The 22643-nt window shown below is 72.8% G+C and carries 19 protein-coding genes; 12 read left to right on the top strand and 7 right to left on the bottom strand.

Going from position 1 to position 22643, the window contains the following annotated elements; genetic code table 11:
- Positions 1–279: 279 nt before the first annotated feature.
- Together ACWDZ7_RS25095 and ACWDZ7_RS25090 are read right to left on the bottom strand one after the other, a co-directional pair.
- Positions 280–1134, bottom strand: a complete 855-nt coding sequence (locus ACWDZ7_RS25095; RefSeq protein WP_451799940.1) for an endo alpha-1,4 polygalactosaminidase — start codon at positions 1132–1134, stop codon at positions 280–282.
- A gap of 69 nt (positions 1135–1203) precedes the next feature.
- Positions 1204–2094, bottom strand: coding sequence for an SGNH/GDSL hydrolase family protein (locus tag ACWDZ7_RS25090; RefSeq protein WP_451799938.1), 891 nt, complete (start codon positions 2092–2094; stop codon positions 1204–1206).
- A 142-nt stretch (positions 2095–2236) separates the two neighbouring features.
- On the opposite strand from ACWDZ7_RS25090, the gene ACWDZ7_RS25085 reads away from it, so the two are divergent.
- The 10 genes from ACWDZ7_RS25085 (at position 2237) to secD (ending at position 15783) form a co-directional block, all read left to right on the top strand.
- Positions 2237–2419 carry a hypothetical protein gene (locus tag ACWDZ7_RS25085; protein ID WP_451799937.1) on the top strand — a complete coding sequence of 61 codons (183 nt, stop codon included), beginning with the start codon at positions 2237–2239 and terminating at the stop codon, positions 2417–2419.
- 101 nt (positions 2420–2520) lie between these two features.
- Entirely contained in the window at positions 2521–3828 is a 1308-nt protein-coding gene (locus tag ACWDZ7_RS25080) for an ABC transporter substrate-binding protein (RefSeq protein WP_451799935.1), read from the top strand.
- A complete protein-coding gene (locus ACWDZ7_RS25075; protein WP_451799933.1) occupies positions 3825–4799 on the top strand; it encodes a carbohydrate ABC transporter permease in 975 nt (324 codons plus the stop codon). Before ACWDZ7_RS25080 ends, ACWDZ7_RS25075 begins: the two co-directional genes overlap by 4 nt.
- Before the next feature lie 14 nt (positions 4800–4813).
- The gene (locus tag ACWDZ7_RS25070) at positions 4814–5626 is read left to right on the top strand and encodes a carbohydrate ABC transporter permease (protein WP_451799931.1); all 813 of its coding nucleotides are present in this window, start codon (positions 4814–4816) and stop codon (positions 5624–5626) included.
- A 35-nt stretch (positions 5627–5661) separates the two neighbouring features.
- Positions 5662–8826, top strand: coding sequence for a glycoside hydrolase family 38 N-terminal domain-containing protein (locus tag ACWDZ7_RS25065; protein ID WP_451799929.1), 3165 nt, complete (start codon positions 5662–5664; stop codon positions 8824–8826).
- A 52-nt stretch (positions 8827–8878) separates the two neighbouring features.
- Complete coding sequence (locus tag ACWDZ7_RS25060; protein WP_451799927.1) at positions 8879–10594, top strand: class I mannose-6-phosphate isomerase; 1716 nt, start codon at positions 8879–8881, stop codon at positions 10592–10594.
- Positions 10591–11520 carry an ROK family protein gene (locus ACWDZ7_RS25055; RefSeq protein ID WP_451799925.1) on the top strand — a complete coding sequence of 310 codons (930 nt, stop codon included), beginning with the start codon at positions 10591–10593 and terminating at the stop codon, positions 11518–11520. Before ACWDZ7_RS25060 ends, ACWDZ7_RS25055 begins: the two co-directional genes overlap by 4 nt.
- Positions 11521–11561: 41 nt before the next feature.
- The gene (locus ACWDZ7_RS25050) at positions 11562–12590 is read left to right on the top strand and encodes a LacI family DNA-binding transcriptional regulator (RefSeq protein WP_451799923.1); all 1029 of its coding nucleotides are present in this window, start codon (positions 11562–11564) and stop codon (positions 12588–12590) included.
- A 304-nt stretch (positions 12591–12894) separates the two neighbouring features.
- Positions 12895–13269, top strand: coding sequence for a hypothetical protein (locus ACWDZ7_RS25045; RefSeq protein WP_451799921.1), 375 nt, complete (start codon positions 12895–12897; stop codon positions 13267–13269).
- Positions 13270–13359: 90 nt separating this feature from the next.
- Positions 13360–15783 (top strand): protein translocase subunit SecD, encoded by a 2424-nt coding sequence (gene secD, locus ACWDZ7_RS25040; RefSeq protein ID WP_451799919.1) that lies wholly within the window; start codon positions 13360–13362, stop codon positions 15781–15783.
- A gap of 111 nt (positions 15784–15894) precedes the next feature.
- Here the strand turns inward: secD and ACWDZ7_RS25035 are convergent, their stop codons facing one another.
- The gene (locus ACWDZ7_RS25035; protein ID WP_451799982.1) at positions 15895–16482 is read right to left on the bottom strand and encodes a TetR family transcriptional regulator; all 588 of its coding nucleotides are present in this window, start codon (positions 16480–16482) and stop codon (positions 15895–15897) included.
- A gap of 105 nt (positions 16483–16587) precedes the next feature.
- On the opposite strand from ACWDZ7_RS25035, the gene ACWDZ7_RS25030 reads away from it, so the two are divergent.
- Positions 16588–17535 (top strand): oxidoreductase, encoded by a 948-nt coding sequence (locus ACWDZ7_RS25030; protein WP_451799917.1) that lies wholly within the window; start codon positions 16588–16590, stop codon positions 17533–17535.
- Positions 17536–17562: 27 nt separating this feature from the next.
- Here the strand turns inward: ACWDZ7_RS25030 and ACWDZ7_RS25025 are convergent, their stop codons facing one another.
- Together ACWDZ7_RS25025 and ACWDZ7_RS25020 are read right to left on the bottom strand one after the other, a co-directional pair.
- Entirely contained in the window at positions 17563–18405 is an 843-nt protein-coding gene (locus ACWDZ7_RS25025) for a DUF1206 domain-containing protein (protein WP_451799915.1), read from the bottom strand.
- A gap of 81 nt (positions 18406–18486) precedes the next feature.
- Positions 18487–18819, bottom strand: coding sequence for an STAS domain-containing protein (locus tag ACWDZ7_RS25020; protein ID WP_451799913.1), 333 nt, complete (start codon positions 18817–18819; stop codon positions 18487–18489).
- A gap of 430 nt (positions 18820–19249) precedes the next feature.
- Here ACWDZ7_RS25020 and ACWDZ7_RS25015 point away from each other — a divergent pair, with 430 nt between their 5' ends.
- Positions 19250–20362: a hypothetical protein gene (locus tag ACWDZ7_RS25015; protein WP_451799912.1), complete on the top strand. Its 1113-nt coding sequence runs from the start codon at positions 19250–19252 to the stop codon at positions 20360–20362.
- Positions 20363–20400: 38 nt separating this feature from the next.
- On the opposite strand, the gene ACWDZ7_RS25010 is transcribed toward ACWDZ7_RS25015, so the two are convergent.
- Together ACWDZ7_RS25010 and ACWDZ7_RS25005 are read right to left on the bottom strand one after the other, a co-directional pair.
- Complete coding sequence (locus tag ACWDZ7_RS25010) at positions 20401–20847, bottom strand: hypothetical protein (protein WP_451799910.1); 447 nt, start codon at positions 20845–20847, stop codon at positions 20401–20403.
- A gap of 128 nt (positions 20848–20975) precedes the next feature.
- Positions 20976–22583, bottom strand: a complete 1608-nt coding sequence (locus ACWDZ7_RS25005; RefSeq protein WP_451799908.1) for a sigma-70 family RNA polymerase sigma factor — start codon at positions 22581–22583, stop codon at positions 20976–20978.
- Positions 22584–22643: the final 60 nt, after the last annotated feature.

Raw genomic sequence — 22643 nt, 5'->3', positions numbered from 1 at the left:
TGACCGAGGCCGTGCCGTGCCGGGCAGACCGGCCGTCGAGCGGTGGCCCGAGGAGAGCCGCTTCGCCGTGGCCGAGGCACTCGCGGACGTCGCCAGGGCCCTGCACGAACTGCCGTCGGCGGACTGCCCCTTCGACCGTCCAGGGTCCCGGAACCGCGACCGGAACCGGAACCGGAACCGGGACCGGGGCGGCCGGAAGGGCGGTCGTTGTCGAAGAGAGCCGGCTGGCCTTCTACCGACTGCTCGACGAGTTCTTCCAGACGCCGCCCCAAGCGCGCGCTAGCAGCGCCGGTACACGTACCCGTCCTCACCCACGGGCCGGACGTCGCGGTCGCGCAAGGTCACCGACAGCTTCTTGCCCCAGGAGCGGCAGGCGGCGTCGAAGTCCTTGGTCTCGTACTCGATGTCGAAGACCCTCCCGTCGTACGCCGCCGCGAAATCGGGGCACTCCTTGTAGCGGGCGCACTCCTCGGTCACGGCGAAGTCGAAGCCGATGGTGCGGCGCCGCTCCAGCAGATCGGTGGTGTTCTTCTGGGCGATGGCCAGGCCCCCGTCGTGGGCCCGCCGGGCGAGCAGGCGGGCGAAGGCCGCCGCGTCGTCGGCGGTGAGCAGGCCGTCGGAGCGCTCGTAGGAGTCGAGATTGTCCGGCTCCACCGCGTCGAAGCCGGCCTCGGCGCAGCCGTCGATCCACTCGCCGACGACATCGAGGAGCGCGGCGCGCTTCTCCCGGGTGGAGATGTCGAGGAGCGGCTCCTTCCAGTCCTCGTCGACGACCGTCCGCCCGCCCTCGTCGCGCAGCAGCAGATCGGGGTGCTCGCGCTGCCACCAGCGCGCGGCGTCCTTGCCGGGCTGGGCCTGGAAGGCGTTGACGTAACAGATGTTGTAGAGGCCGGGGGCGGGATCGGCGCCGCGGTCGCGGGAGACGGCTCGCACCTTCGACGGGGGCCGGTAGGCGCCGCCCAGCTGATAGTCGAAGGCGGCGTCGACGGGCGGGCGCCGGACGGCGTCCCCGGAACCGGAGGAGCAGGCGGCGAGGGAGGAGCCGAGGAGAGCGAGGAGCAGCGCGCCGCCGGCACCGGCTCGTAGGGTCCGCGCGGAGCGGTTCTTGCTGGTGGGCCACGTGGTTCCGGTCACCGGACCAGGATCGCAGCCCTCCGCCACCGCCCCGCGCGTGGGTGGTTCACTTTTGCGGGCCGGGTTCCGTCAGGAGAGTTTCAGCGCCTTCGCCGTCTGCTCGGCCATTCCGGCCTCGCCCGCGGCGTTCGGGTGCACCGGGACGAAGTTCGTGCCGAACAGTACGGGCTCGATCCACCGCTGGTTCGCCGGGCGGCAGGCGTCGTGCGCGTCGGAGGCGGCGGCCATGTCGACGAACGCCGTGCCGGTCTCCGCCGCGGCGCGCTGCGCGGCGCCGTTCAAGTGGGTCTGCAGATCGCGGAGGTAGGGGACGTCGCCTTCCGCGATGGGCATCTTGGCGAAGCAGCCGGGGACGGCCTTCGCCGGGGTGATCCAGGGGTAGCCGAGGATGGCGACCTTCGCCTTCGGTGATCTCGCCTTGATCTGGTTCAGGGAGGCCTTGATCGCCGGATACGTCTTGGACTCGATCTGCTCCTTGAAGGTGTCGCCGTGCTTGTCCTTGCAGGGGCTGCCCTTGCCGCCCGAGAAGATGCCGGCGCTGCCGCACGCGAGGATCGCGTTGATGAACGTGTTGTTGTCGTTGCCGCCGATGGTGAGCGTCACCAGCTCCGTGTCGCTCTTCAGCGCGTCGAACTGCGGGCCGACGCCCGGGTACTGCGCCGCGGTGAAGTCCTTCGTCTGCGCGCCGCCGCAGGTCACGTCCGTCAGCTTCGCGCCGAGGGAGGCGGCGAGCAGGTGCGGGTAGTTCTTCGACGTGCGGGCGCACAGGAGTGGCGCCTTCGGATCGAGCGGCAGCACACCCGATCCGGCACTGTAGCTGTCGCCGAGAGCGACATAGCGCAGCGGCTCCGTGGCGTCGGTGCCGGCGTCGGCGGCGGCCGGTCCGGCGAGGCCGAGCGTGGCGACCGCGGTGACGGCGGCGAGGGCCGCGACGGTGCGATGCTCTGCGGGCATCCGCATGGGCGTTCTCCTCGGGGCGATGGACGGTGGGGGTTTCCGGGGTGTCGGGCAACGTAGTTCACGTCTGGACCGTTCACTATGTGTGGGGATGCGCGTCCGGGTGAGGGCGTTTGGCACCTGGGTGACAAGAGGGGACGACGGGATGACCCGGACCGGCGCCCCGGGCGAGGCCCCGCGGCCGGTCGGGCCGACCGTCGCCGTCCAGAGCGGCGTCCGCCCCTGGACGTACCCGCCCCGGTGCGGGTTCCAATACGGCGAGCGGCTGCGCGACGCGTACCTGCGCGGCGGCGAATCCCCGTACCGCGCACGGGAGTTGGCGACGTAAGCGGCTCGCGACCCATTGACATCCGGTGCGCCCGCGGTGAAGCTCCATGACGCCCGTGTTAACGCTAACAACGGGACGAGGCACACCTGAGGGAGTCATCCATGTCAGGTAGTCGTCACCCGGGAACGAGGGCGCCCAGAGCGTCACTCGAACGCCGCACCGTCCTCCTGGCCGCCGCGACCGGAGCCCTCGCCACCGCCTGCGGCACCGCGAAAGGGCAGCCCCCGGGCAAGGTCGCCGTCCTCGGCGACAGCGCGGCATGGGAGAAGCCGATGGCCGCCGCGGGCGCGGCCATGAAGTCCGTGTATGCGCCGCGCCTCGTCCCCGAGGTCAACCCGTCCCTGGAGTCGTTCGAGCAGATCGTGAAGTCCTCGCTGCGGACCAGCAAGACGCCGGACATGCTCAAGTACTGGTCGGGCTACCGCCTCCAGGACCTCGCCCGCACCGGCGGCATCGAGGACCTGACCCGGCAGTGGGACAGCGCCGTCGGCAAGGGCTGGGTCGACGCCTCCCTGCGCGACGCGTTCACCTACCGGCGGCGCGTCTACGGACTGCCGATGAACCTCGCGTACTGGGTCCTCTTCCACAACCCCGAGGTCTTCCGCGAGCACCGTCTGAAAACCCCCCGGACCTGGGACGACTTCCTCGCCGCCTGCGCACGCCTGAAGAAGGCCGGCATCACCCCGCTGCACGGCACGGCCCACGAACGCTGGCCCTCCTTCATCTGGTTCCAGGAGGTCCTCAGCCGCCAGGACCCCGCGTTCTACGACGGCTTGATGAACGGCCGCGAGCGGTACACCGACCCGCGCGCCGAACGCGCCCTGCGCACCCTCGCGTCCTTCTTCGACAAGGACTGGTTCACGCCCATGGACATGAACCACACCGACGCCGCCTCCGCCATGCTGCACGGCAAGGTCGGCATGGTGCCCTGCGGCACCTGGCTCGGCTCCACCCTCGCGGGCGCGGGCGGCAGGCCGGGCGAGAACCTCGGCGCGTTCGTGCTCCCCATGGCCGACCCGAAGGCCCGCCCCAGCGTCATCTTCGAGTCCAGCGCCCTCGTCGCCACCGTGAAGGGCCCCGACCGCGCGGAGGCGCTGGAGGCCACCCGCTCCTGGCTGCACCCCGCCGTCATGAGGGCCTTCTCGCACACCCTCCAGGACGGCTGCCCCAATCCGCGGGTCGAGGCCGCGAACCCCCTCATCGGCTCCCTCGCCAAGAAGGTACGCGGCGACAAGCTGTGGCTGCTCAACCGCTTCTGGGAGCAGGGCCCGCCCGAGTTGGTCGAGGCGACCGTCGACGACCTCGCCGGTTTCCTCCTGAACCCCTCCTCGTACCGGAAGACGCTGCGCACCATGCAGGACCGCGCGGACGACGCGTGGCAGGTGTGGCGGGAGGCGGAGGAGACATGACCGGCACCGCCACCCCCGCGCACGGCACCGCGAAGGCCGTGCGCGTACGACGCCGGGTGCCCACCCGCACCCCGCACCAGGCCGCGAAGGCGGGCGGCGGCAGGCTCGGCGGCCCCCTCGCCGGCGTGCCCTGGGCGCTGCCCGCCTTCGCCTTCGTCGGCGTCCTGCTGGTCTATCCGTTCCTCCGCAGCGTCTACGGCAGCTTCTTCGAGGACAACGGCTTCACCAGCAGCTTCACCGGGCTCGACAACTACGCGCGCCTCGCCGACGACCCCATCTTCGGCAGATCGCTGCTCAACACCGTGATGTGGGTGGCCGGAACGCTGCTCCTGCCCGTCCTCGCCGGACTGCTCATCGCCGTCGCCACCCACCGCATGCGGTTCGGCGGCGTCGTGCAGCTGATCATCGTGCTGCCGTACGCGATCTCGGCCACCGCCACCGCCGTCCTGTGGAACTCGATGCTGACCTCCGACGGCGCGGTCAATCAGTTGCTGCGCGGCATCGGCCTGGACGGCTGGGCGCAGGCCTGGCTCCTGGAGTGGCCGCAGAACACGCTCTCGATGATCGTCGCCAGTACATGGCAGGCGACCGGACTGAACGTCGTGCTCTTCGCGATCGGCCTGCGGGCCATCCCGCGCGAGACCGTCGAGGCCGCCGAACTGGACGGGGCGGGCGGCTGGCGGATGTTCCGCCACATCACCCTGCCCGGACTGCGCGCCGTGACCGTCGTGGTGGTGGGCATGGCCATCGTGAACAGCCTCAAGGCGTTCGACATGATCTGGGTCCTCACCAAGGGCGGCCCCTCGCGCTCCTCGGAGACCCTCGCCCTGAGCATGTACCGGGAGGCGTTCCGGCTCTTCCACGTGGGCTACGGCTCGGCGATCGCGCTCGTCCTCTCGGTGATCGTCGTCGCCTCGTCCTGGATGTATCTGCGCCGCCAGATGCCCGACACGGGCACGGCCAACAGCTGAGAGGGGGGAGTGTGATGGGACGCGCGGTGCGCAACGTGCTCGTCGCCGGATGTGTGCTGCTCTGGCTGGTCCCGCTGTATCTGCTGGTCGTCAACGCCCTCACACCGTCGGACGAGTACGCGGGCAAGCCCGAATGGACGGTGCGGGGCTTCGACCTCTGGGAGAACGTCAGGACCGCCTGGGACGCGGCCGGCATCGGCGACAGCTTCCAGGCCTCGCTGCTCTACTCCGTGGTCTGCGGTCTGCTCGCGGTCCTGGTGGCGGCCATGGCGGCGTTCGCCGTCGTCGTGCTGCCGATCCCGAGGCCCGCGTTCTGGTTCTGGCTGATCTACTCCGGCACGCTCTTCCCGCTGCAGATGTTCCTCGCGCCGCTCTTCGGCCTCTACGCGGACGCCGACCTGTACGACACCAGGCTCGGCCTGATGCTCGTGTACACGGCGTGGGCGGTGCCCTTCGCGTTCTTCCTGATCCGCAACCAGCTGACCACGGTGCCGCCGGAGTTGACGGAGGCGGCGCTGATCGACGGCGCGTCCTTCCGGCGGATCTTCTGGCGCGTCCACGTCCCGCTGATGAGGGCCGGGCTCGGCGCGGCCTTCATCTTCCAGTTCACGGCCGTCTGGAACGACCTGCTGCTCGGCATCACCCTCAGCCGCAGCCCCGAGGTCCAGCCCGTCATGGCGGCCCTGACCGCCCTCAACACCGCCTACTCCACGACAGGACCGCCCGTCATCCTCGCCGGCGCCCTGATCGTGTCGGCGCCGACCCTCGTCCTCTTCCTGGTGTTCCGCGGCCTGTTCCTGCGCGGCGTCACCGCGTCCGCCCGCTGACCCGACCACACCACCGCCTCCCGGGAGCGATCCGCATGACGACACGGGCTCTGGTCCGCACCACCGACTGGGACAACGACCGGATACGCGACAGCCTGCGCTCCAGTGTGGTGAGCGCCGAAGGCACCCTGGCGGACGGCACTCCCATCAGGCTCACCGAGGAACCCCTCCTGCGCCACGCCGAGGACGGCACCCTGCTCCAGTCCCTGCGCGTCGAGTCCGTCAACGGCGCGGATCTCCCGGTCGAGTTGAGTGTTCGTACGGAATCCGGCACAGCCGTGCGCGCCGAGCGTGCCGCCGGGCCCGGCCGCTCCGTGCGGCTCCTGCTGCCCGCCGTCGAGACGGCGACCCGCGTCACCGTCGGCCTCCTGGAAGGGCGGGACGGTGTCGACGTACAGCTGACCCCGCAGCGCCGCTGGACCCTGCACCTCGTCCACCACTCCCACCTCGACATCGGCTACACCGACCCGCAGGGCCGCGTCCTCGCCGAGCACCTGTCCTTCCTCGACTCCTGCCTGGAGCTGACCCGCGCCACCGACGACTGGCCCGCCGAGTCCCGGTTCAGGTGGTGCGTCGAGTCGCTGTGGTCCTTCCAGCAGTGGGCGAAGGCCCGCCCCGCCGAGCAGGTGGAGGAGTTCGTACGCAGGGTCCGCGAGGGCCGCATCGAACTGACGGCGATGCCGTTCAACCTCCACACCGAGACGTGTTCCACGGACGAGCTGCACGAACTCCTGCGCCTCGCCCACGACATACGCGACGAACACGGCGTCGACTTCACCTCCGCCATGCAGACCGACGTGCCCGGCGCGGTCGTCGGCCTCGTCGACGCGCTCGCCGCCGCAGGCGTCAGGTACCTGTCCGTCGCGCACAACTGGGCCGGGCGTTCCGTGCCCCACCTCGTCGGCGGCGAGAAGCTGCCCCGCCTCTTCCGCTGGCGCGCGCCCAGCGGCAACAGCGTGCTCGTGTGGGTCACCGACACCCCGCACGGCCTCGCCTACATGGAAGGGCCGCTGCTCGGCTTCGACACGCGGTACGCCGACGTCGACGACCTGCTGCCCGCCTACCTCACCTCCCTCGCCACCCACCCGTACCCCTACCAAGGGGGCATCTTCGGCTGGCCCATGGACCGCACCGAGGTCAAGCGGGAGCCCTATCCCTGGGACATCCTCCACCTGCGCGTCCAGGGCAAGTTCGGCGACAACGCGCCGCCCCGGCGCGTCATCGCCGACACCGTCCGCCGCTGGAACGACACCTGGGCCTTCCCCCGGCTCAGGCTCTCCCGCAACGAGGACTTCTTCACCGACGCCGAGGCCAGGCTCGGCGGCGAGATCCGCACCTTCGAGGGCGACTGGACCGACTGGTGGGTCGACGGGGTCGGGTCGGGGGCACATCCGCTGTCCCTGGCCCGGACCGCCCAGTCCGTGGTCGCCGACGCCCAGACCATCGGCACGTTCGCCGCCCTCCTCGGCGCCACGGGGGCCGAGGACGACAGCAGGGACGCCGCCGGGGTCTATGAAGCGGTGTCGCTCTTCGACGAGCACACCTGGGGCGCCGGCGACCCGTGGACCCACGGCGACGAGGGCGGCCACAGCGGCGCGCACCAGTGGCACTGGAAGTACGGCCAGGCCCTGCGCGCCCACGACGACGGCAACGCGCTCCTCGCCCGCGCGAGCGCCCGCCTCGGGCAGCGGCTCACCGCCCCGCCGGACGCGGCGGCGGCGTACCACGCCGTCAACACCTGCTCCTGGCCGCGCACCGACGTCGTACGCGTCTTCCTGCCGGAGAGCACCGTGCCGCCGCACCATCCGGTGACCGTGCGCGACGCCCGCGACGGGCGGCGGCTCGTCCACGAGGAGCGGCCGCAGACCAACGACGACCACCGCGACGCCGGACGCTTCCTGCTCGTCCGCGTCGACGACGTGCCGCCCGCCGGATCGGTACGCCTGGACGTCATCGCCGCCGCCGAAGCCGCCCCGGAGCGGCGGACCGTGACCGTGAAGGCCGCCACCGGCTGGAACCCGACCGGTGGCACCGAACGCGAGGACCCCGCCGAGACCGCCGCCGAAGCCCTGGCCCATCCCGACCCGGCCCTCCTGGAGAACGAGCATCTCGCCGTCCGCGTCGACCTCGCACACGCCTGCGTCGCCTCGGTCGTCGACAAGGCGACCGGCCGCGAACTCGTCCGTCCGGGCGCCGTCGTGGGCTTCAACGGCTACGTCCACGACAGCTACACCACGGCCGGGGGCTTCAACCACAACTCCAGCCGTACGACCGCCACGGACCGGCTCGAACACCTCGGCGTCCGCGCGGTCGCCCCGCCCGCCGCGCTGATCGCCCGCCGCTCCACCGCCACCGCCGAGTCGATCACGTACGAGACCCGCCCGGCGGGCGCCAACCGGCTGCGCACCACACTGACCCTGCCGCACGGCGTGCCCCGCCTCGACATCGAGAACCACCTCGACAAGGACGCCCGCCTCGGCAAGGAGAGCGCCTGCTTCGCGTTCCCCTTCGCCTTCGACGACCCGGTCGTCCGCATGGAGGCATCCGGCGGCGCCACCGGCAGCGGCCTGCCCGTGGTGCCCGGCTCCGCCCTGCACATGCGGGCGGTCCGGCGCTGGGTGACGCTGCGCGACGACACCCTCGCGGTCGCCTGGTCCACGCAGGACGCGCCGCTCGTGCAGTTCGGCAACATCGCCCTGCCGTACGCGCCGTTCCCCAGGACGATGGACCACGACGAACCCGCCACCCTCTTCTCCTGGATCCACAACAACATCTGGGACACCAACTTCCCCAGCCGGCAGGGCTTCGCGTTCACCTACCGCTACAGCCTGGCCTGCGGCCCCACCACCGACGGCCTCGGTCCTCACACGGCCGCCGCCTGGAGCCGCCCCCTGCGCGCCGTCCGAGCCAGGGGGGTCTCGGACGGCGCGCCCGGCCAGCACGCCTTCGCCGACATCGGCGACCCGCGGGTCCGCCTCGTCGGCGCCACCACGCCCCGGCCCGGCCAGGTCCTGCTGCGGCTCCAGTCGTTCGCCGAGGAGCCGCTGACCTGCCCGGTCCGCGCCCGCTTCCCGGTCACCGCCGCACACCACGCGGACTTCCTCGGCACGGTGGGCGCCCATCTCCCCGGCGACGAAGGGCAGGTGGTGGTCGATGTCCCCGCCCTCGGGACCACCGCGGTTCTTTTCGTACGTCCCTGAAGCCCCGCCCCCGCATGTGTTCACGTACGTACGGCCGCACGAAGGAGAACGTGTGTACCGGCTCGACCCGCGCTACGCCCCGGCACCGGGGGCCGTCCTCGCCACCGGCTGGCGGGCCGTCGCCGCACGACTGCCCCAAGGCCCGGCCACCGTCGCCGTGGAAGGCCCGCCGACGGTCGACTGGGACCGCCTCGCCGGCCGGCTCGGCGAGGAACTGGCCACGCTCGGCACGACCGTGCGCACCCTCGACCTGCGCGCCCACCACGCCCCGCCCGAGACCGTACGCCAACGCACCGACACCACCGACGACCCCTACTACTGCCGACTCGCCGAGAACCCCCTGCGCGACCTCTTCGACGACCTGCCCCTTCCGCCGCGCCCCTCGGCGGGCGAACTGATGCTCGTCCACGGACCCGGCGCCTCGCTCCTCCCGCACGACCTGCTCTGGTACGCCGACCTGCCCAAGCGCCACGCCGAGGCGGCCATGGCCGCGGGCATCGGACGCAACCTCGGCCTGCCGTCCGAGCCGGGCGGGTCGAGGCGTCTCTTCTACATCGACTGGCCCGTCCTCGACCGCCACCGCGACGCGCTCGCCGCCCGCGTCGACGGCTGGCTCGACGTACAGGACCACGACCGCCCCACGTACATCGACGGCGAAGGGCTGCGCGCCACCCTCGCCGGCCTCGCCCGGCGCCCCGTACGCACCCGGCCGTACTTCAACTCCACGCCCTGGGGCGGACATTGGGCCCAGAGCGAACTCGGCTTCAACCCCGGGGCCCGCAACACCGCCCTCGGCTACGAACTCATCGCCCCCGAAGCGGGCGTCCTCATCGGCACACACCCGGGCCAACAGGCCGAGATCCCCTTCCAGCTCCTCTGCGTCCTGCACCCCGAAGCCATGCTCGGACCCGAGGTCAGCGCCCGCTTCGGCACGTCCTTCCCGATCCGCTTCGACTACCTCGACACCGTGGGCGGTGGCAACCTGTCCGTGCACTGCCACCCCAAGGAGCGGTACATGCGGGAGCGGTTCGGCTGGCCCTACACCCAGCACGAGACGTACTACCTGACCCTCGGCGGCCCCGGCACCCGCGTCTTCCTCGGCCTGCGCGAGGACGCCGACCTGGACCTCTTCCGCAAGGAGATCGAGGAGGCAGCGCACGACGGCATACCGATGGACCCCGAGGACCACGTCATGACCTTCCCCGCCGACCGGGGCCGCCTCTTCATGATCCCGGCGGGCACCCCGCACGCCAGTGGGGCCGGAAACCTCGTCCTGGAGATCAGCGCCACCCCCTACCTCTACTCCCTGCGCTTCTACGACTGGCTGCGCCCCGACGCCGACGGCGAGCCCCGCCAACTCCCTTACGAACACGGCCTCGCCAACCTGGAGACCGAGCGGCGCGGCGACGCCGTCGTCCGGGACCTCGTCCAGGAACCGCGCACGCTGCGCCGCGGCCAGGGCTGGCGCGAGGAACTCATCGGCGCCCTGGAGGAGATGTTCTACGAGGTGCGGCGCTACGTCCTGGACGGCGGCGCCGACGCGGTCGCCGACGACGACACGGCGGGCCGCTTCCACGTCCTGAACGTGGCGGAGGGCGAGGGCGTCGTGGTGCTCACGGAGGCGGGGGAGCGGCACACCCTGTCGTACGCCGAGACGCTGACGGTGCCCGCGGCGGTCGGCCCCTACCGCCTGGCGGCCATCGGCGGCCGCACGGTCAAGGTCGTCAAGGCCCTGGTCCGGCAGGCTCCTGTGCGCGGCGACTCATGAGGCCCGTCCTGGAGATCGGCGGCACCCATGTGACCGCGGCCCTCGCCGACCCGGACACGGCGGTCGTCGCCCGCAGCGTGCGGCGGCCGCTCGACGCCCGGGGCACCGCCGAACACATCCTGGGCGCGGTGGTCCGCTGCGCCGGTGAGCTGGAGGCGCCGGCCGGACAGGTGTGGGGCGTGGCGGTGCCCGGCCCCTTCGACTACGACAAGGGCATCGCCCGCTTCGAAGGCGTCGGCAAGTTCGACGACCTGTACGGCATCGACGTACGGTCGGTGCTTCTGGACGGCGTGTGGCCGCGCCCCGCGGAGACGGTGTTCCTGAACGACGCCCACGCGTTCCTCCTCGGCGAATGGCGGGCGGGCGCCGCGCGCGGTCACCGCCGCTGCGTCGGCATCACCTTGGGGACGGGCGTCGGTTCGGCCTTCGCCGTCGACGGCTTCGTGCGACGCGAAGGGCCGGGCGTACCGCCGCAGGGCCGCGTCGACCTGCTCAAGGAGGGCGGCAGACCGCTGGAGGACGCGGTGTCGCGCCGCGCCATCCTGGCGCGCTACGGCGGCGCCGGGCCGAGCGGGTCGGGCGGACCGGGCGGACCGGGCGGGCCGGGCAGGCCGGGCAGGCCGTTCGGCCCGGGCGAGCCCCAGGACGTGCGCGAGATCGCGGAGCGCGCGCGGGCGGGGGAGCGGCGCGCGCACCGCGTCCTCGACGAGGCCTTCACGACCCTCGGTGCCGTCCTCGCCCCGCACCTGCGTGACTTCGACGCGACGGCCCTCGTCGTCGGCGGAGCCATGGCCGCCTCGTGGGACCTGATCCGGCCCGCCCTGCGCGCGGGCCTCGGAGACACTCCGGTCACGCTGCGCCGCGCGGCGCTCGGCGAGAACGGGGCGCTGATGGGGGCGGCGGCGTACGCGGCGGCGGTGACCTGAGGCGGAACGACATGGCCGAAGCCCAGTAACGGAACGGGACAATGGACGAGAACAGAAGGGGCGGCCAGCCCACCCTGCGGGACGTCGCCGAACGCGCGGGGGTCAGCGCGATGACCGCGTCCCGCGTGCTGCGCGACGACCCGAGGGTGCTGCCCGCCACCCGCGAACGGGTCCGCGCCGCGGCGGCCGCGCTCGGCTACCGCCCCAACGAGGTGGCCCGCAGCCTCAGGCTCGGCCGCGGCAGCGGCCTCGTCGGACTCGTCGTCACCAACCTCGCCAACCCCTTCTACTCACGCCTGGCCCTGGGAGTGGACTCCGTCGTCGTCCAGGACGGCCTCAAGACGGTCATCGGCAACACCGGCCAGGACCCGCACGCCGAACGTGAGCTGGTCGCCGACCTCGTGGCCCGCCGCGTCGACGGCATCATCGCCGTCCCCGCGGGCGCCGACCAGCGCCACCTCGCCGCGGCGGCGGCCGAGGGGGTGCCGGTGGTTCTCGCGAGCCGCCCGCCCGAGGGCTTCGCGGCCGACTGCGTCCTGGTCGACGACTTCGGTGGCGCCCACGCCGCCACGACGCGCCTCCTGCACCGCGGGCACCGCCGCGTCGCCTTCCTCGGCTCGCCCCCGGCCGTCTACACCGGCACCGAACGTCTTCGCGGCTACGCGGCCGCCCTGACGGCGGCGGGCCTCGCCGTCGACGACCGCCTCGTGCGCCAGGGCCAGACGGAACCCCACGAGGCCACACTGGCGGCCACCGAACTGCTCGCGCGGCCCGATGCGCCCACCGCGCTGTTCTGCTCGAACAACCGCAACACGATAGGAGCGTTCCGCGCGATCCGGGCCCTGCGGGCCCGTGGCGGCGCGGACACCGCCCTGGCGGGCTTCGACGACTTCGAACTGGCCGACGCGCTGGGCCTGCCCCTCACCCTCGTCACGTACGACAGCGACGAACTCGGCCGCACAGCGGGCCACCTCCTCGCGGACCGCGTACGGGGCGGGCCCGCGGGGGAGGATGCTGAGCCGCCCCGGCAGATCGTGGTGCCCACCGGCTTGGTGGAGTACGGGGGGTGAGGCAGCGGGCGGGGCCGGAACTGCTCGGTAGGTGTGCGTGCCCTGCCTGCCGCTCGCGGACCGCGTGTCCGTACGTTGACGGGGGCGGGGTTCGCCGTGCGTGCCTGTTCTGTCCCTCGCGGGCCGCGCGTGGGGCCGTGGACGGGATCGAGTTCGGGGGTGCGGGGCGGAACCGCCTGTGGGGGTCCGTACGTTGACGGGGCGGGGTACGCGTGCGTGCCCCGCCGGACAGCTGAGCGCCGGTCGCCGCACCGGGCGCCGTACCGCTCGGCGGGCGGCACGGACGAGGGAACGGGGGGCACGCGTGTCGCAGCAGAGCCGTTCCGCGCGCCTGGCCGGGGCCGCGCTGTCCCTCGTCGTCGCCGTCCTCGCCCTCTTCGCCCCGTCCGCCGCGACCGCGTACGGTTCGTCCGACGACGGCCCGCTCACCCACCACACGGTGGCGGCACACGCCGGGAAGCAGACCGGACCCGAGGACGTCCCCGCCCTGCGAGTCGTCGTCGCGCACCGCCTCGACGCCCACATTCCGGGCCCGCATCCGGTGGGCCCCGCGCGCACGGCCGTCGACACGGCGCCGCACCGCGCCGCGGGCGGCCCCGATGCCCGGCCCGCCACCACGCGCGTACAGCCGCGTGAGGCGGTCGGGTCCGCCGCGCCGCGGGGCCCGCCCCACCGATGAGCACGCAGACCGTCCCCGACGCCTGACCCGGCGCGCACCGCGCCGCCCGGTCACGCGTTCTTCCGTCCTGCCCTCATCCGTGGAGAACCCATGTCCCGTGCGCCCAAGTCAGGTGCACCGCCCGCCAAATCAGGTGCGGCCACATCACGTACGCCCAAACCGCGTACCCCCAAGTCCCGTGCGCCCTTGTGGCGGGCGGTCGTCGCGCTGTGCGTCGTCGCCCTGTCCGTCTACATCGCCCTTACCCAAACCGCTCGCCTCGGCCTCGATCTGCGCGGCGGCACCCACATCGTCCTGGAGACCAAGGACTCGCCCACCGTCAAGGCTGACGCCGCCTCGACCGACCGCGCCCTGGAAGTGCTCAGGCAGCGCGTCGACGCGCTCGGCGTCGCCGAGCCCGGCCTCGCCCGCTCCGGCGAGAAGCGGATCATCGTCGAACTCCCCGGAGTGCAGGACCCCCGCGAGGCGGCCGAAGTCATCGGCCGCACCGCGCAGCTGACGGTCCACCCGGTGACGGGGGAGTCCGCGGAGCGGGGCGAGGCGAAGCCCGCCGCCGACGGATCGCGGACCCTGCCCGACCCCGACCGACCAGGCAACCACCTAGTCCTCGGCCCCACCGCGCTCTCCGGAGGGGGCGTCAAGGACGCCGAGGCACTCCTCGACCAGCAGTCCCTGGAGGGCTGGGTCGTCTCGCTCGACTTCCGCGACAAGGCGGCCGACGCCTGGGCGCGCGTCACAGGCAAGGCGGCCTGCGCCCCCCAGGGCGCGCCCGAGCGACGCGTCGCCATCACCCTCGACGACAAGATCATCTCAGCGCCCGGCGTCAACGAGGGCGTGTCGTGCGAGGTCGGCATCACCGGTGGCTCCACCCAGATCACCGGCGACTTCAGCCGGTCCGAGGCCCGCGACCTCGCCGCGCTCGTCAAGGGCGGCGCCCTGCCGGTGCCCGTCGACGTCGTCGAGCAGCGGACCGTCGGCCCCACCCTCGGCGCCGACGCCATCGCCGCGAGCACCCAGGCCGCCCTCATCGGCATCGCCCTGACCGCGCTGTTCATCACCGTCGTCTACCGGCTCCTCGGCGTGCTCGCCGCGCTCGCCCTGGCGCTGTACGGCCTGATCTCGTACGCCGCTCTGATCGCGCTCGGCGCGACGCTGACCCTGCCCGGCCTCGCCGGGTTCGTCCTGGCCATCGGCATGGCCGTCGACGCCAACGTCCTCGTCTTCGAACGGGCCAGGGAGGAGTACATCGGTGTCCGCTCCACGGAGCTGGCGGGGTCCGTCCGCACCGGCTTCGCGAAGGCGTGGAGCGCGGTGGTCGACTCGAACGTGACGACGCTGCTCGCCGCCGGCCTGCTCTTCTTCTTCGCCACGGGACCGGTGAAGGGCTTCGGCGTCACCTTGTGCATCGGCGTCCTCGCCTCGATGATCACCGCGCTGGTCATCACCCGGGTGCTCGCCGACTTCGCCGTCGCCCGACGCTTCGTACGCAAGCGGCCCGCCCTGACCGGCATCGCCTCCACGGGCCGCGTGCGCGCCTGGCTGGCCCGACGCGAACCGAACCTGGTGCGCCACCGGCGCCGTTGGCTGGGCGCCAGTGCCCTCCTGGTCGCCGTGGCCGTCGCCGGGATCGCGCTGCGCGGCCTGGACTTCGGCGTCGAGTTCACCGGCGGCCGGCTCGTCGAGTACAGCACCAGCAGGCCCGTCGACGCCGACACGGCCCGCGGCGCCGTTTCGGACGCGGGGTTCCCGCGCGCCGTGGTGCAGGAGTCCGGGGACGGCGACATCACCGTACGCACGGAGCGGCTCACCGACGACGAACAGCGGCGCGTCCAGGCGGCCCTGGAGAGGCCGGGCGGCACCGTCACCGTCGAGCGCGACGAACTGATCGGACCGAGTCTGGGCACCGAACTGCGGAACAAGGCCCTCATCGCCCTGGGCATCGCCGTCGCCGCCCAGCTGATCTACCTGAGCGTGCGCTTCCGGTGGACCCTCGCCGCGGCGGCCGTGTCCGCGATGGTCCACGACGTCCTGCTGGTCGTCGGCCTCTTCGCCTGGCTCGGCAAGCCGATCGACAGCGTCTTCCTCGCCGCCCTGCTCACCGTGATCGGCTACTCGGTCAACGACACGGTGGTCGTCTTCGACCGCGTACGCGAGGCCCGGCGCCGCGACCCGCGCGGTGATCCGGAGTCCACCGCCAACCGCGCCGTCGTGCGGACGCTGCCGCGCACCGTGAACACGGGCATGGGCGCGCTGTTCATCCTGGCCGCGCTCGCCGTGCTCGGCGGCGACTCGCTCGCCGACTTCTCGCTGGCGCTGATCGCGGGAGTGGTGGTCGGCATCGCGTCGACGGTCTTCACGGCGGTTCCGATCGCCGTCGCGCTCGAACAGCGCAACCCCGTGAACCCCGTGGCGCCGCCGCCCGCGCGAGGCGGCCCTGCGGATCGAGCGCCGGAAGGTGGCAGCCCGTTGGAGGCGCGCAGAAGGAAGGAGCGGGGGACGGGGGCGGTCGTCTGAGACGGGCACGGGCGGTCGCCCAAGGGGCGCGGGCGGCCCGGCGAGCCTGCCGGGCCGCCCGCCACGGCCTTCGGGCGCCCTGCGGAGTACTACCTCACGACTACCTCACGACTACCCCTCGACGCCGTCGAGCGCCGGGGCGATCACCGCGAACGCCCGGTCGAGCAGTGCGGCCGGGTCCTCGGTGCCGTCACTGCCGCTCCACCGCTGCAACACGGCGTCGAAGGCGGTCAGCGCCATCCCGGCGGCCAGCCGCGGATACAGCTCCCTCTCGGCGTCGAGCCCCATACGCAGCGCCAGTTCCGCCGTCAGATCGCCGCGCCACTGTGCTTGGCGCTCCAGGAAACGCGCGAGCAGGGCGGGGGTGCGCAGAATCAGCTGGACGACGCGCAGCGCGCGCTCGGAGTGGGCGGCGCAGGTGGCCAGGGGGAGCCGGACGGCGTGCAGCAGCGCCACCGAGGGCGGCTCGTCCGCGGGCCGCTCCGCGAGGTCCGCGCGCATGCCGGCGCCCATGTCGGCCAGGAACTGGACGACCACGTCCTCCTTGGACGCGAAGTACCGGAAGAACGTGCGCCGCGAGACGCCGGCGGTGGTCACGATCTCGTCGATGGTGACCGCGTCGAACCCCTTCAGCGCCAGCAACTGCAGCGCCGATTCGGTCAGTTCGTCCGAGACGAGCCGTCGTTTGCGCTCGGCCATGCTCACTTCAGGGCGGTAGCTCACCCATCCATCGTACACGGCATGCCTTTCACAGCACTCAGTAACGCGTTGACACTGAGTGCCAAAGGCGGCAACATGTGCCGCATGACGCAGCAGCACTGGACCACCGATCAGATCCCGGACCAGACCGGCCGGGTGTTCCTCGTCACCGGGGCCAACAGCGGCCTGGGCCTCGCGACCACCCGTGCGCTCGCCCACCGGGGCGCGCACGTGATCCTCGCGGTGCGCGACGAGGACAAGGGCCACCGGGCGGTGGCGGAGATCACCGCCGAACAGCCCGAGGCGGGGCTGGAAACGCGCCTGGAGGTGCGCCGCCTCGACCTGGCCGACCTCGGCTCGGTCCGCGCCTTCGCCGACCGGTTGCGCGCCGACCATCCACGACTGGACGTGATCGTCAACAACGCCGGGGTGATGGCGCCGCCCCGCTCGCTCAGCGCGCAGGGCCATGAACTCCAGTTCGCCGCCAACCATCTGGGCCACTTCGCGCTCACCGGGCTGCTGCTCGACCCGCTGTCGGCGGGCCGCGATCCCCGCGTGGTGACGGTCAGTTCGGTGAACCACCGACAGGGGCGCCTCTTCTTCGACGACCTCCACGGCGAGCGCCGCTACAAGCCCATGGCCTTCTACAATCAGTCGAAGCTCGCCAACGCCGTCTTCGGCCGGGAACTCCACCTGCGCCTCACCGCGGCAGGGAGCCCCGTCCGCAGCGTGCTCGCCCATCCCGGGTACACGGCCACCAACCTGCAGCTGAACGGCCCGATCGGCCTGTGGCGCGTGGTGTTCGGCCGCATCGGCAACCCGCTGTTCGCCCAGTGCCCGGCCGACGGCGCCCGCTCACAGCTGTACGCGGCGACCGATCCGAGTGTGCTCGGCGGTGAGTTCATCGGCCCCGACGGCCCGGCGGAGCTGCGCGGCGCGCCGAAGCGGGTGGTGCTGTCGCCCGCCGCGGCCGACGCGGAGACGGGCCGTCGGCTGTGGGAGGTGTCGGAGCGACTGACCGATGTCCGATACGTGTTCAGGGCCTCGGTGTGAACCTGGGCTGACCGGTGACTTCGCTCGTCAGAGCCTGCGCCACCGCGCGTTCACGAAGGAGAAGAGGCCGAAGGCGGCGAGGCCGACGGCGATCAGCGCGAGCAGCCAGGGGCCGAATCCGGTGTCGGCGAAGGAGCGGAGCGTGTTGTCGATGCCCTTGGCCTCGCCGGGCTTGTGCCGCAGCGCCGCGGCGAGGGCGAACCCCCCGGCCACGGCGAACACCACGCCCCTGGACACGCCGCCGGCCACGCCGAGGACGTCCGCGGTCTGGCGCACCCTTCGCGGCATCTCGGAGAGCCGCAGCCTCTTGTGGAACTTGCGCAGCAGCGCCCGGCCGGCGATCCACAGCCCCGCCACGAGCACGGCGGCTCCCGCGGCGGCGACGATCCACCGCCCGCCCGGCCAGTCGAAGGCCTTCGCCGTCACATCCTTGGTGCGCCGGTCGCTCGCGCCGCTGCCACTTCCCTGGTCGCCCGCCGCGTACGCGAGGACGGAGTACGACACGAAGCAGTAGAAGAGGCAACGCCCGGCGGACAGTGCCCGCTTGCCCGCCTTGTCGCCGTCCGGCCCCGCCTGTCCGAAGAGGGCCTCCGAGAGCCGCCACAGTGCCATCCCGGCCAGGGCGATGCCGAGCAGCCACAGCAGTACGTTCCCGAAGGGCCGGTCCGCGAGCTCCGCCACGGCGCCGCCGCGGTCCGCCTGGCGGTCCCCTCCGTCCGAGAAGGCGATCCGCAGGGCCAGCGCCCCGATGAGCAGGTAGATCACTCCGCGGCCGACGAACCCGGCGCGCGCGACCGCGGCGATGGTCGTCCCCCTGGCGGCCCGCCGGGCCCGGACCTTGCCGTGTGCTGTCACCGAAGGCAGATGCATGGCTTCCAAGTGCCCCCGTGGTACTGCCTTATGCGCTTGAGCAGTCATGGCGCGGCCCGGGTCGGCCCGGGCCGACCCGGGTCAGTGGTGAGCGCTGCGGGCGCCCGGCCGTCCGCCCGTGTACGGGGCGCAGGCCGGGATCGTGAAGGTCCGGTCGAGGCGGGTGATGCGGAGCACGCGCCAGTTCCGCGGGCCGCCGGGCACCAGCCACAAGGTGCCCTGCTCGGCGGCCACGTGCTTTCTGATCCGTACCAGCAGCCGCAGGCCGCCGGCGTCGAGGAACGTCACCTTTCGAAGGTCCGCGACGACCTGGTGGCCGGCCCGGTCGAGGAGTGCCGTCACACGGGGGGAGAGCTCCTGGTCGGCCCAGGCGTCGAGTTCGCCCCAGAACACAAGGACATCAGTGCCGTTCACCACGCGGTGCTGCAGGCCGAAGGTGAAGTCGGCGGTGCCCGTTTCCCAGTCCAGCAGTGTCCTGCCTCCTTCACTGAGAGTAGTCGATTGGAGGGTGGCGAGGCTTGCGGAGACCGGTACCGGACGCCACCGGGGTCCTGCGCGGCACCAAGGTCCTACGTCCATCGTGCCCGCTCAGCGGCGTTCGTACCCTTGTCCGTAGGGTAGTTTGAGCGAAAGACCCGTCCGATCAAGGGTCAAATGGGCAATTACGTAGTGTAATTGCAGGCCGGGCGGGCCGACTGCCTGCCGCACGGGCGAGGAGCGTCGGCGGAACCCGCCCTCGTACGCCGACGCCGTGCGCCCAGTTCGAACGGATCACCGCCTGCTTGTCGTCCCCGGCGCGAGCAGCGGATACGGTGCAGACGTGGTGATCGATAGGGAGGGGCCGGTGCCAGGAACTGCGCTGCTCATCGCGGCGGCCCCCGTCAGCAGGAGCCGGCTCGTCGACGCGGCCTCCGTACTTCCCGTGCTCGCGGCCGTGTCACCCGCGGCGCTCGCCGGGACCGATACAGCGAGCGTGGTGGAACTGGCGGATCCGCTGGACCCGCAGACGGTCCTCACCCGGCTGCGGGCCGCCGCCATGGCGCCGGGCCCGTTGACCGTCTACCTCATCGGGCAGCTCCATCTCGACCGACGCCAACGCCACTTGCACGTGGCGCTCGCCCGGGCCACCCCCGCGACCATGCGCTACACGGGCTTCCCCTGGCACTGGTTCACCCAGGAACTGCGGCTGCGCCCGCCGGGCGCCACCACGCTCATCGTCGATCTGCACACCGATGCCGAGAGCTGGCAGGCCCTGCACGAGCAACCGCTCGACGCGGGCCCCGGCGTAGCGCTGTACGGCCGTGTCGCCCCACCGGCCCGGCGCCGCACACCGGCGGTCCCCGTCTACATGAAGGCGCTCGCCACCGTCCTGCGCAGCGGCCACCGCCCCCCGCTCCCGCGACTCCACGAGCAGGCCGCCGCCCAGTCCCTCGCGGAGGGCGCCCAGGACCTGGTGCTCGCGCGCGACCCACGCATGCCGCCGCCCGCCGCGCCTCCGGGCGGGCACGACCGGCACACCGATCCGCACACCGATCCGCACGCGGCGATCACCGCCGCCGTCGAGGCGGGCCGGCACGGCGAGGCGGCGGCGCTCGCCGCCTCCTGGGAGCAGACCGCGCTGCGCATGCACGGTCCGGGCTCGAACGAGGTCATCCATTGGATGGAAGTCCGCGCGGACCTCGCGCGGTTCGCCGGCGACCCGGCACGCAGCTGCGAGATCTGGCTCGCGGTGGCCATGGCCCGCCTCACGGCCGGGCAGGCCCCCGACTCCCCGGCGGTGGAGGCCGCCGCGGACCGTGCCCACCACCTCTGGGACCGCGTACGCGACGCCGAGACCGTCCGCGCCCTCGGCCCCGACCTGATCCGCCTGCGCCGTCAGGTGCCGGGCCGCCAGCGCGGAACGCTGTCGCTGGCGCAGCGCCGCCTCGAACAGTTCCACACGCAGCGGGTCGGCTGACGCCTGCCCGTACGCCACCGTCCGTACGTCACCGTCCGTCAGTAGACGTCGCGTCCGACGCCTTCAGGCTCGACGTCTCCCTGCTCGGCCTCTCCCTGGTCGGCCTCTCCCCGCTCGGCCTCTTCCTGCCGGGCCTCCTCCTGCTCGACCTCTCCCTGGTCGAGCTCTTCCTGGTCGAGGTCTCCCTGGTCGACCTCTCCGTGGTCGACCTCTTCACGCTCGGCGTTTCCGGTCTCGCCCCCGCCGAGGAGGCCGCCGAGCAGGCCCGTGACACCGCCGAGAAGGCCGCCGAGGAGGCCCCCGAGGATGCCGCTCGACGGCTCAGGTTCGGCTGCGACGGGGCTGTGCGCCGTCCCGGGAGTGGTGGCGTGGACGCCCGTGAGGGGATTGCCGGGTGGCGCGGGGGCGGCGACCGCGGGAGTGGTGGTGGCCAGGATGCCGGCGGTGGCCAGGCCGACGGCGGTCAGAGCGGTGGGCGCACGCATGGTGCCTCCTGTGGTTCCTAGCTGACGCTAGCTGTACGGATAGGGCTGTCCTGACCGAGCTTCGCGTTCCGCCGCACCACGCGCACGAGAAGCGCATCCGAATGCACGAGGCCCCGCCCGCCCCACCGTCAGAGCGCCGTGCCGAACGCCTGCGTCCACCATGGGCCGCCCGAGCCGTTGTGGATGCCCACCCCCAGCTCCTTGAAGTCGCAGTTGAGGATGTTGGCGCGGTGGCCGGAGCTGTTCATCCAGGAGTCCATGACCGAGGCCGGGGTCCGCTGGCCCCGCGCGATGTTCTCGCCGTACGTGCTCCAGCGGTAACCGGCCGCCGTGATGCGGTCGCCGGGGTCGGTGCCGTCGGGGCTGGTGTGGTCGAAGTAGTCGCGCGCCGCCATGTCGGCGGAGTGCTTCGTGGCGGCCGCGGCGAGCTTGCCGTTGGAGCGGACGGGCCCGCAACCCGCCTTCGCCCGTTCGGAGTTGACCAGCGCGACGACCTGTGCGGCCGTGCCGCTCGGGGTGGCCGCCGGAGTGGGATCGGGTGTCTTCGGCTTCGGCTTCGGTGTGGGCTTCGCCTTGGCCTTGGTCGGACTCGTCTCGGGCTTCGGCTCCGGCTTCGTCTTCTTCTTCGCCTTGGACTTCGTCTTGCCGGGGGCCGGCTTCGCCGAGGAGGAGGCGGAGCGCTTGGCAGAGGTCGACGCGCTCTTCGAGGCCGAGGGGGTGCTGGGCGAGGCCGGTGCGGCAGCGGTGGCGGGCGAGCTCTCGTCCGGCTCCGGTCCGGTGAGCAGATGGACCGCCGCGCCACCGGCGACGAGCGCGACGACCGCGGCGGCCGCACCGGCGGTGCGGCGCCGCCGCCTGGCACGTTCATGGCGGGCCCGCGCCCGCCCGGAGGCGGGTGCCCCGGCGCCGCGCACGGATGTGGCCGAGCCGGCCGTGACGAGGTCGGGGCGGGTGACCAGCCGGGCCAGGGCCGCCCCCGCGGGGACGAGACCGAGCGCCACGAGCAGCCGCTCGGCGGGCACCAGGTCGGACCAGTGACCCGCGCAGACCGCGCAGTCGCGGGCATGGCGGGCCAGCCGCTTGCGCCACAGCGCCGAGGGCCCGCCGTCCCAGCCGGCGGTCAGCTGCCCGAGCGCCTCGCAGCGGGGCTCGGCCGCCAGGGCGCGGACCACCACACGCCCCGTCTCCAGCTGGGCCTTCATCCGCTGCACCCGCACCGCCGCGTGCTGCGGGGACAGCTCCAGGGCCTCGGCGACCTCCGTCCGCGTCAGCTCGCCCGCGGACTCCAGCCACCACAGCGACAGCAGGGCCCGGTCGTCCTCGTCCAGCCACCTCGTGGCCTCGGCGGTCTCCCTGCGCTGCCCGGAGAGACCGAGCCGGGTGATGGTCAGGTCCACGAAGTCGGCGCCCGGGTCCACCACGTCGTACCCGTCCGCCGGACCGCCACCGGCGGGTATCGCACCCGTGGCGCGCTCCCGCCAGTGCCCGCGTATCTGGTTCATGGTGATGGCCACCAGCCAGCTGCGGAAGTCCTCCGGGTCGCGCAGCCCGTCCAGACCGCCGAGGACGCGGAGCATGGTCTCCTGCACCACGTCGTCCACGTCCGTGTGGCCGTTCAGGGCCCGCCCGACGATGTTGTAGACCAGCGGAAGGTACTCCGCCACGAGCGCGTCCTGCGCCTGCTCGTTCCCGCCCTGCGCCGCCCTGACCATCGCGACTTGCCGTTCGCTGCTCACGCTGTGACCACTTTCTGTGGGGGGACCTGTCTCCTCCGACACAAGGGAGACGCACAGCCG

It is taken from the genome of Streptomyces sp. NPDC003032 (assembly GCF_053591415.1).
This window is presented reverse-complemented; position numbering and strand designations above follow the sequence as displayed.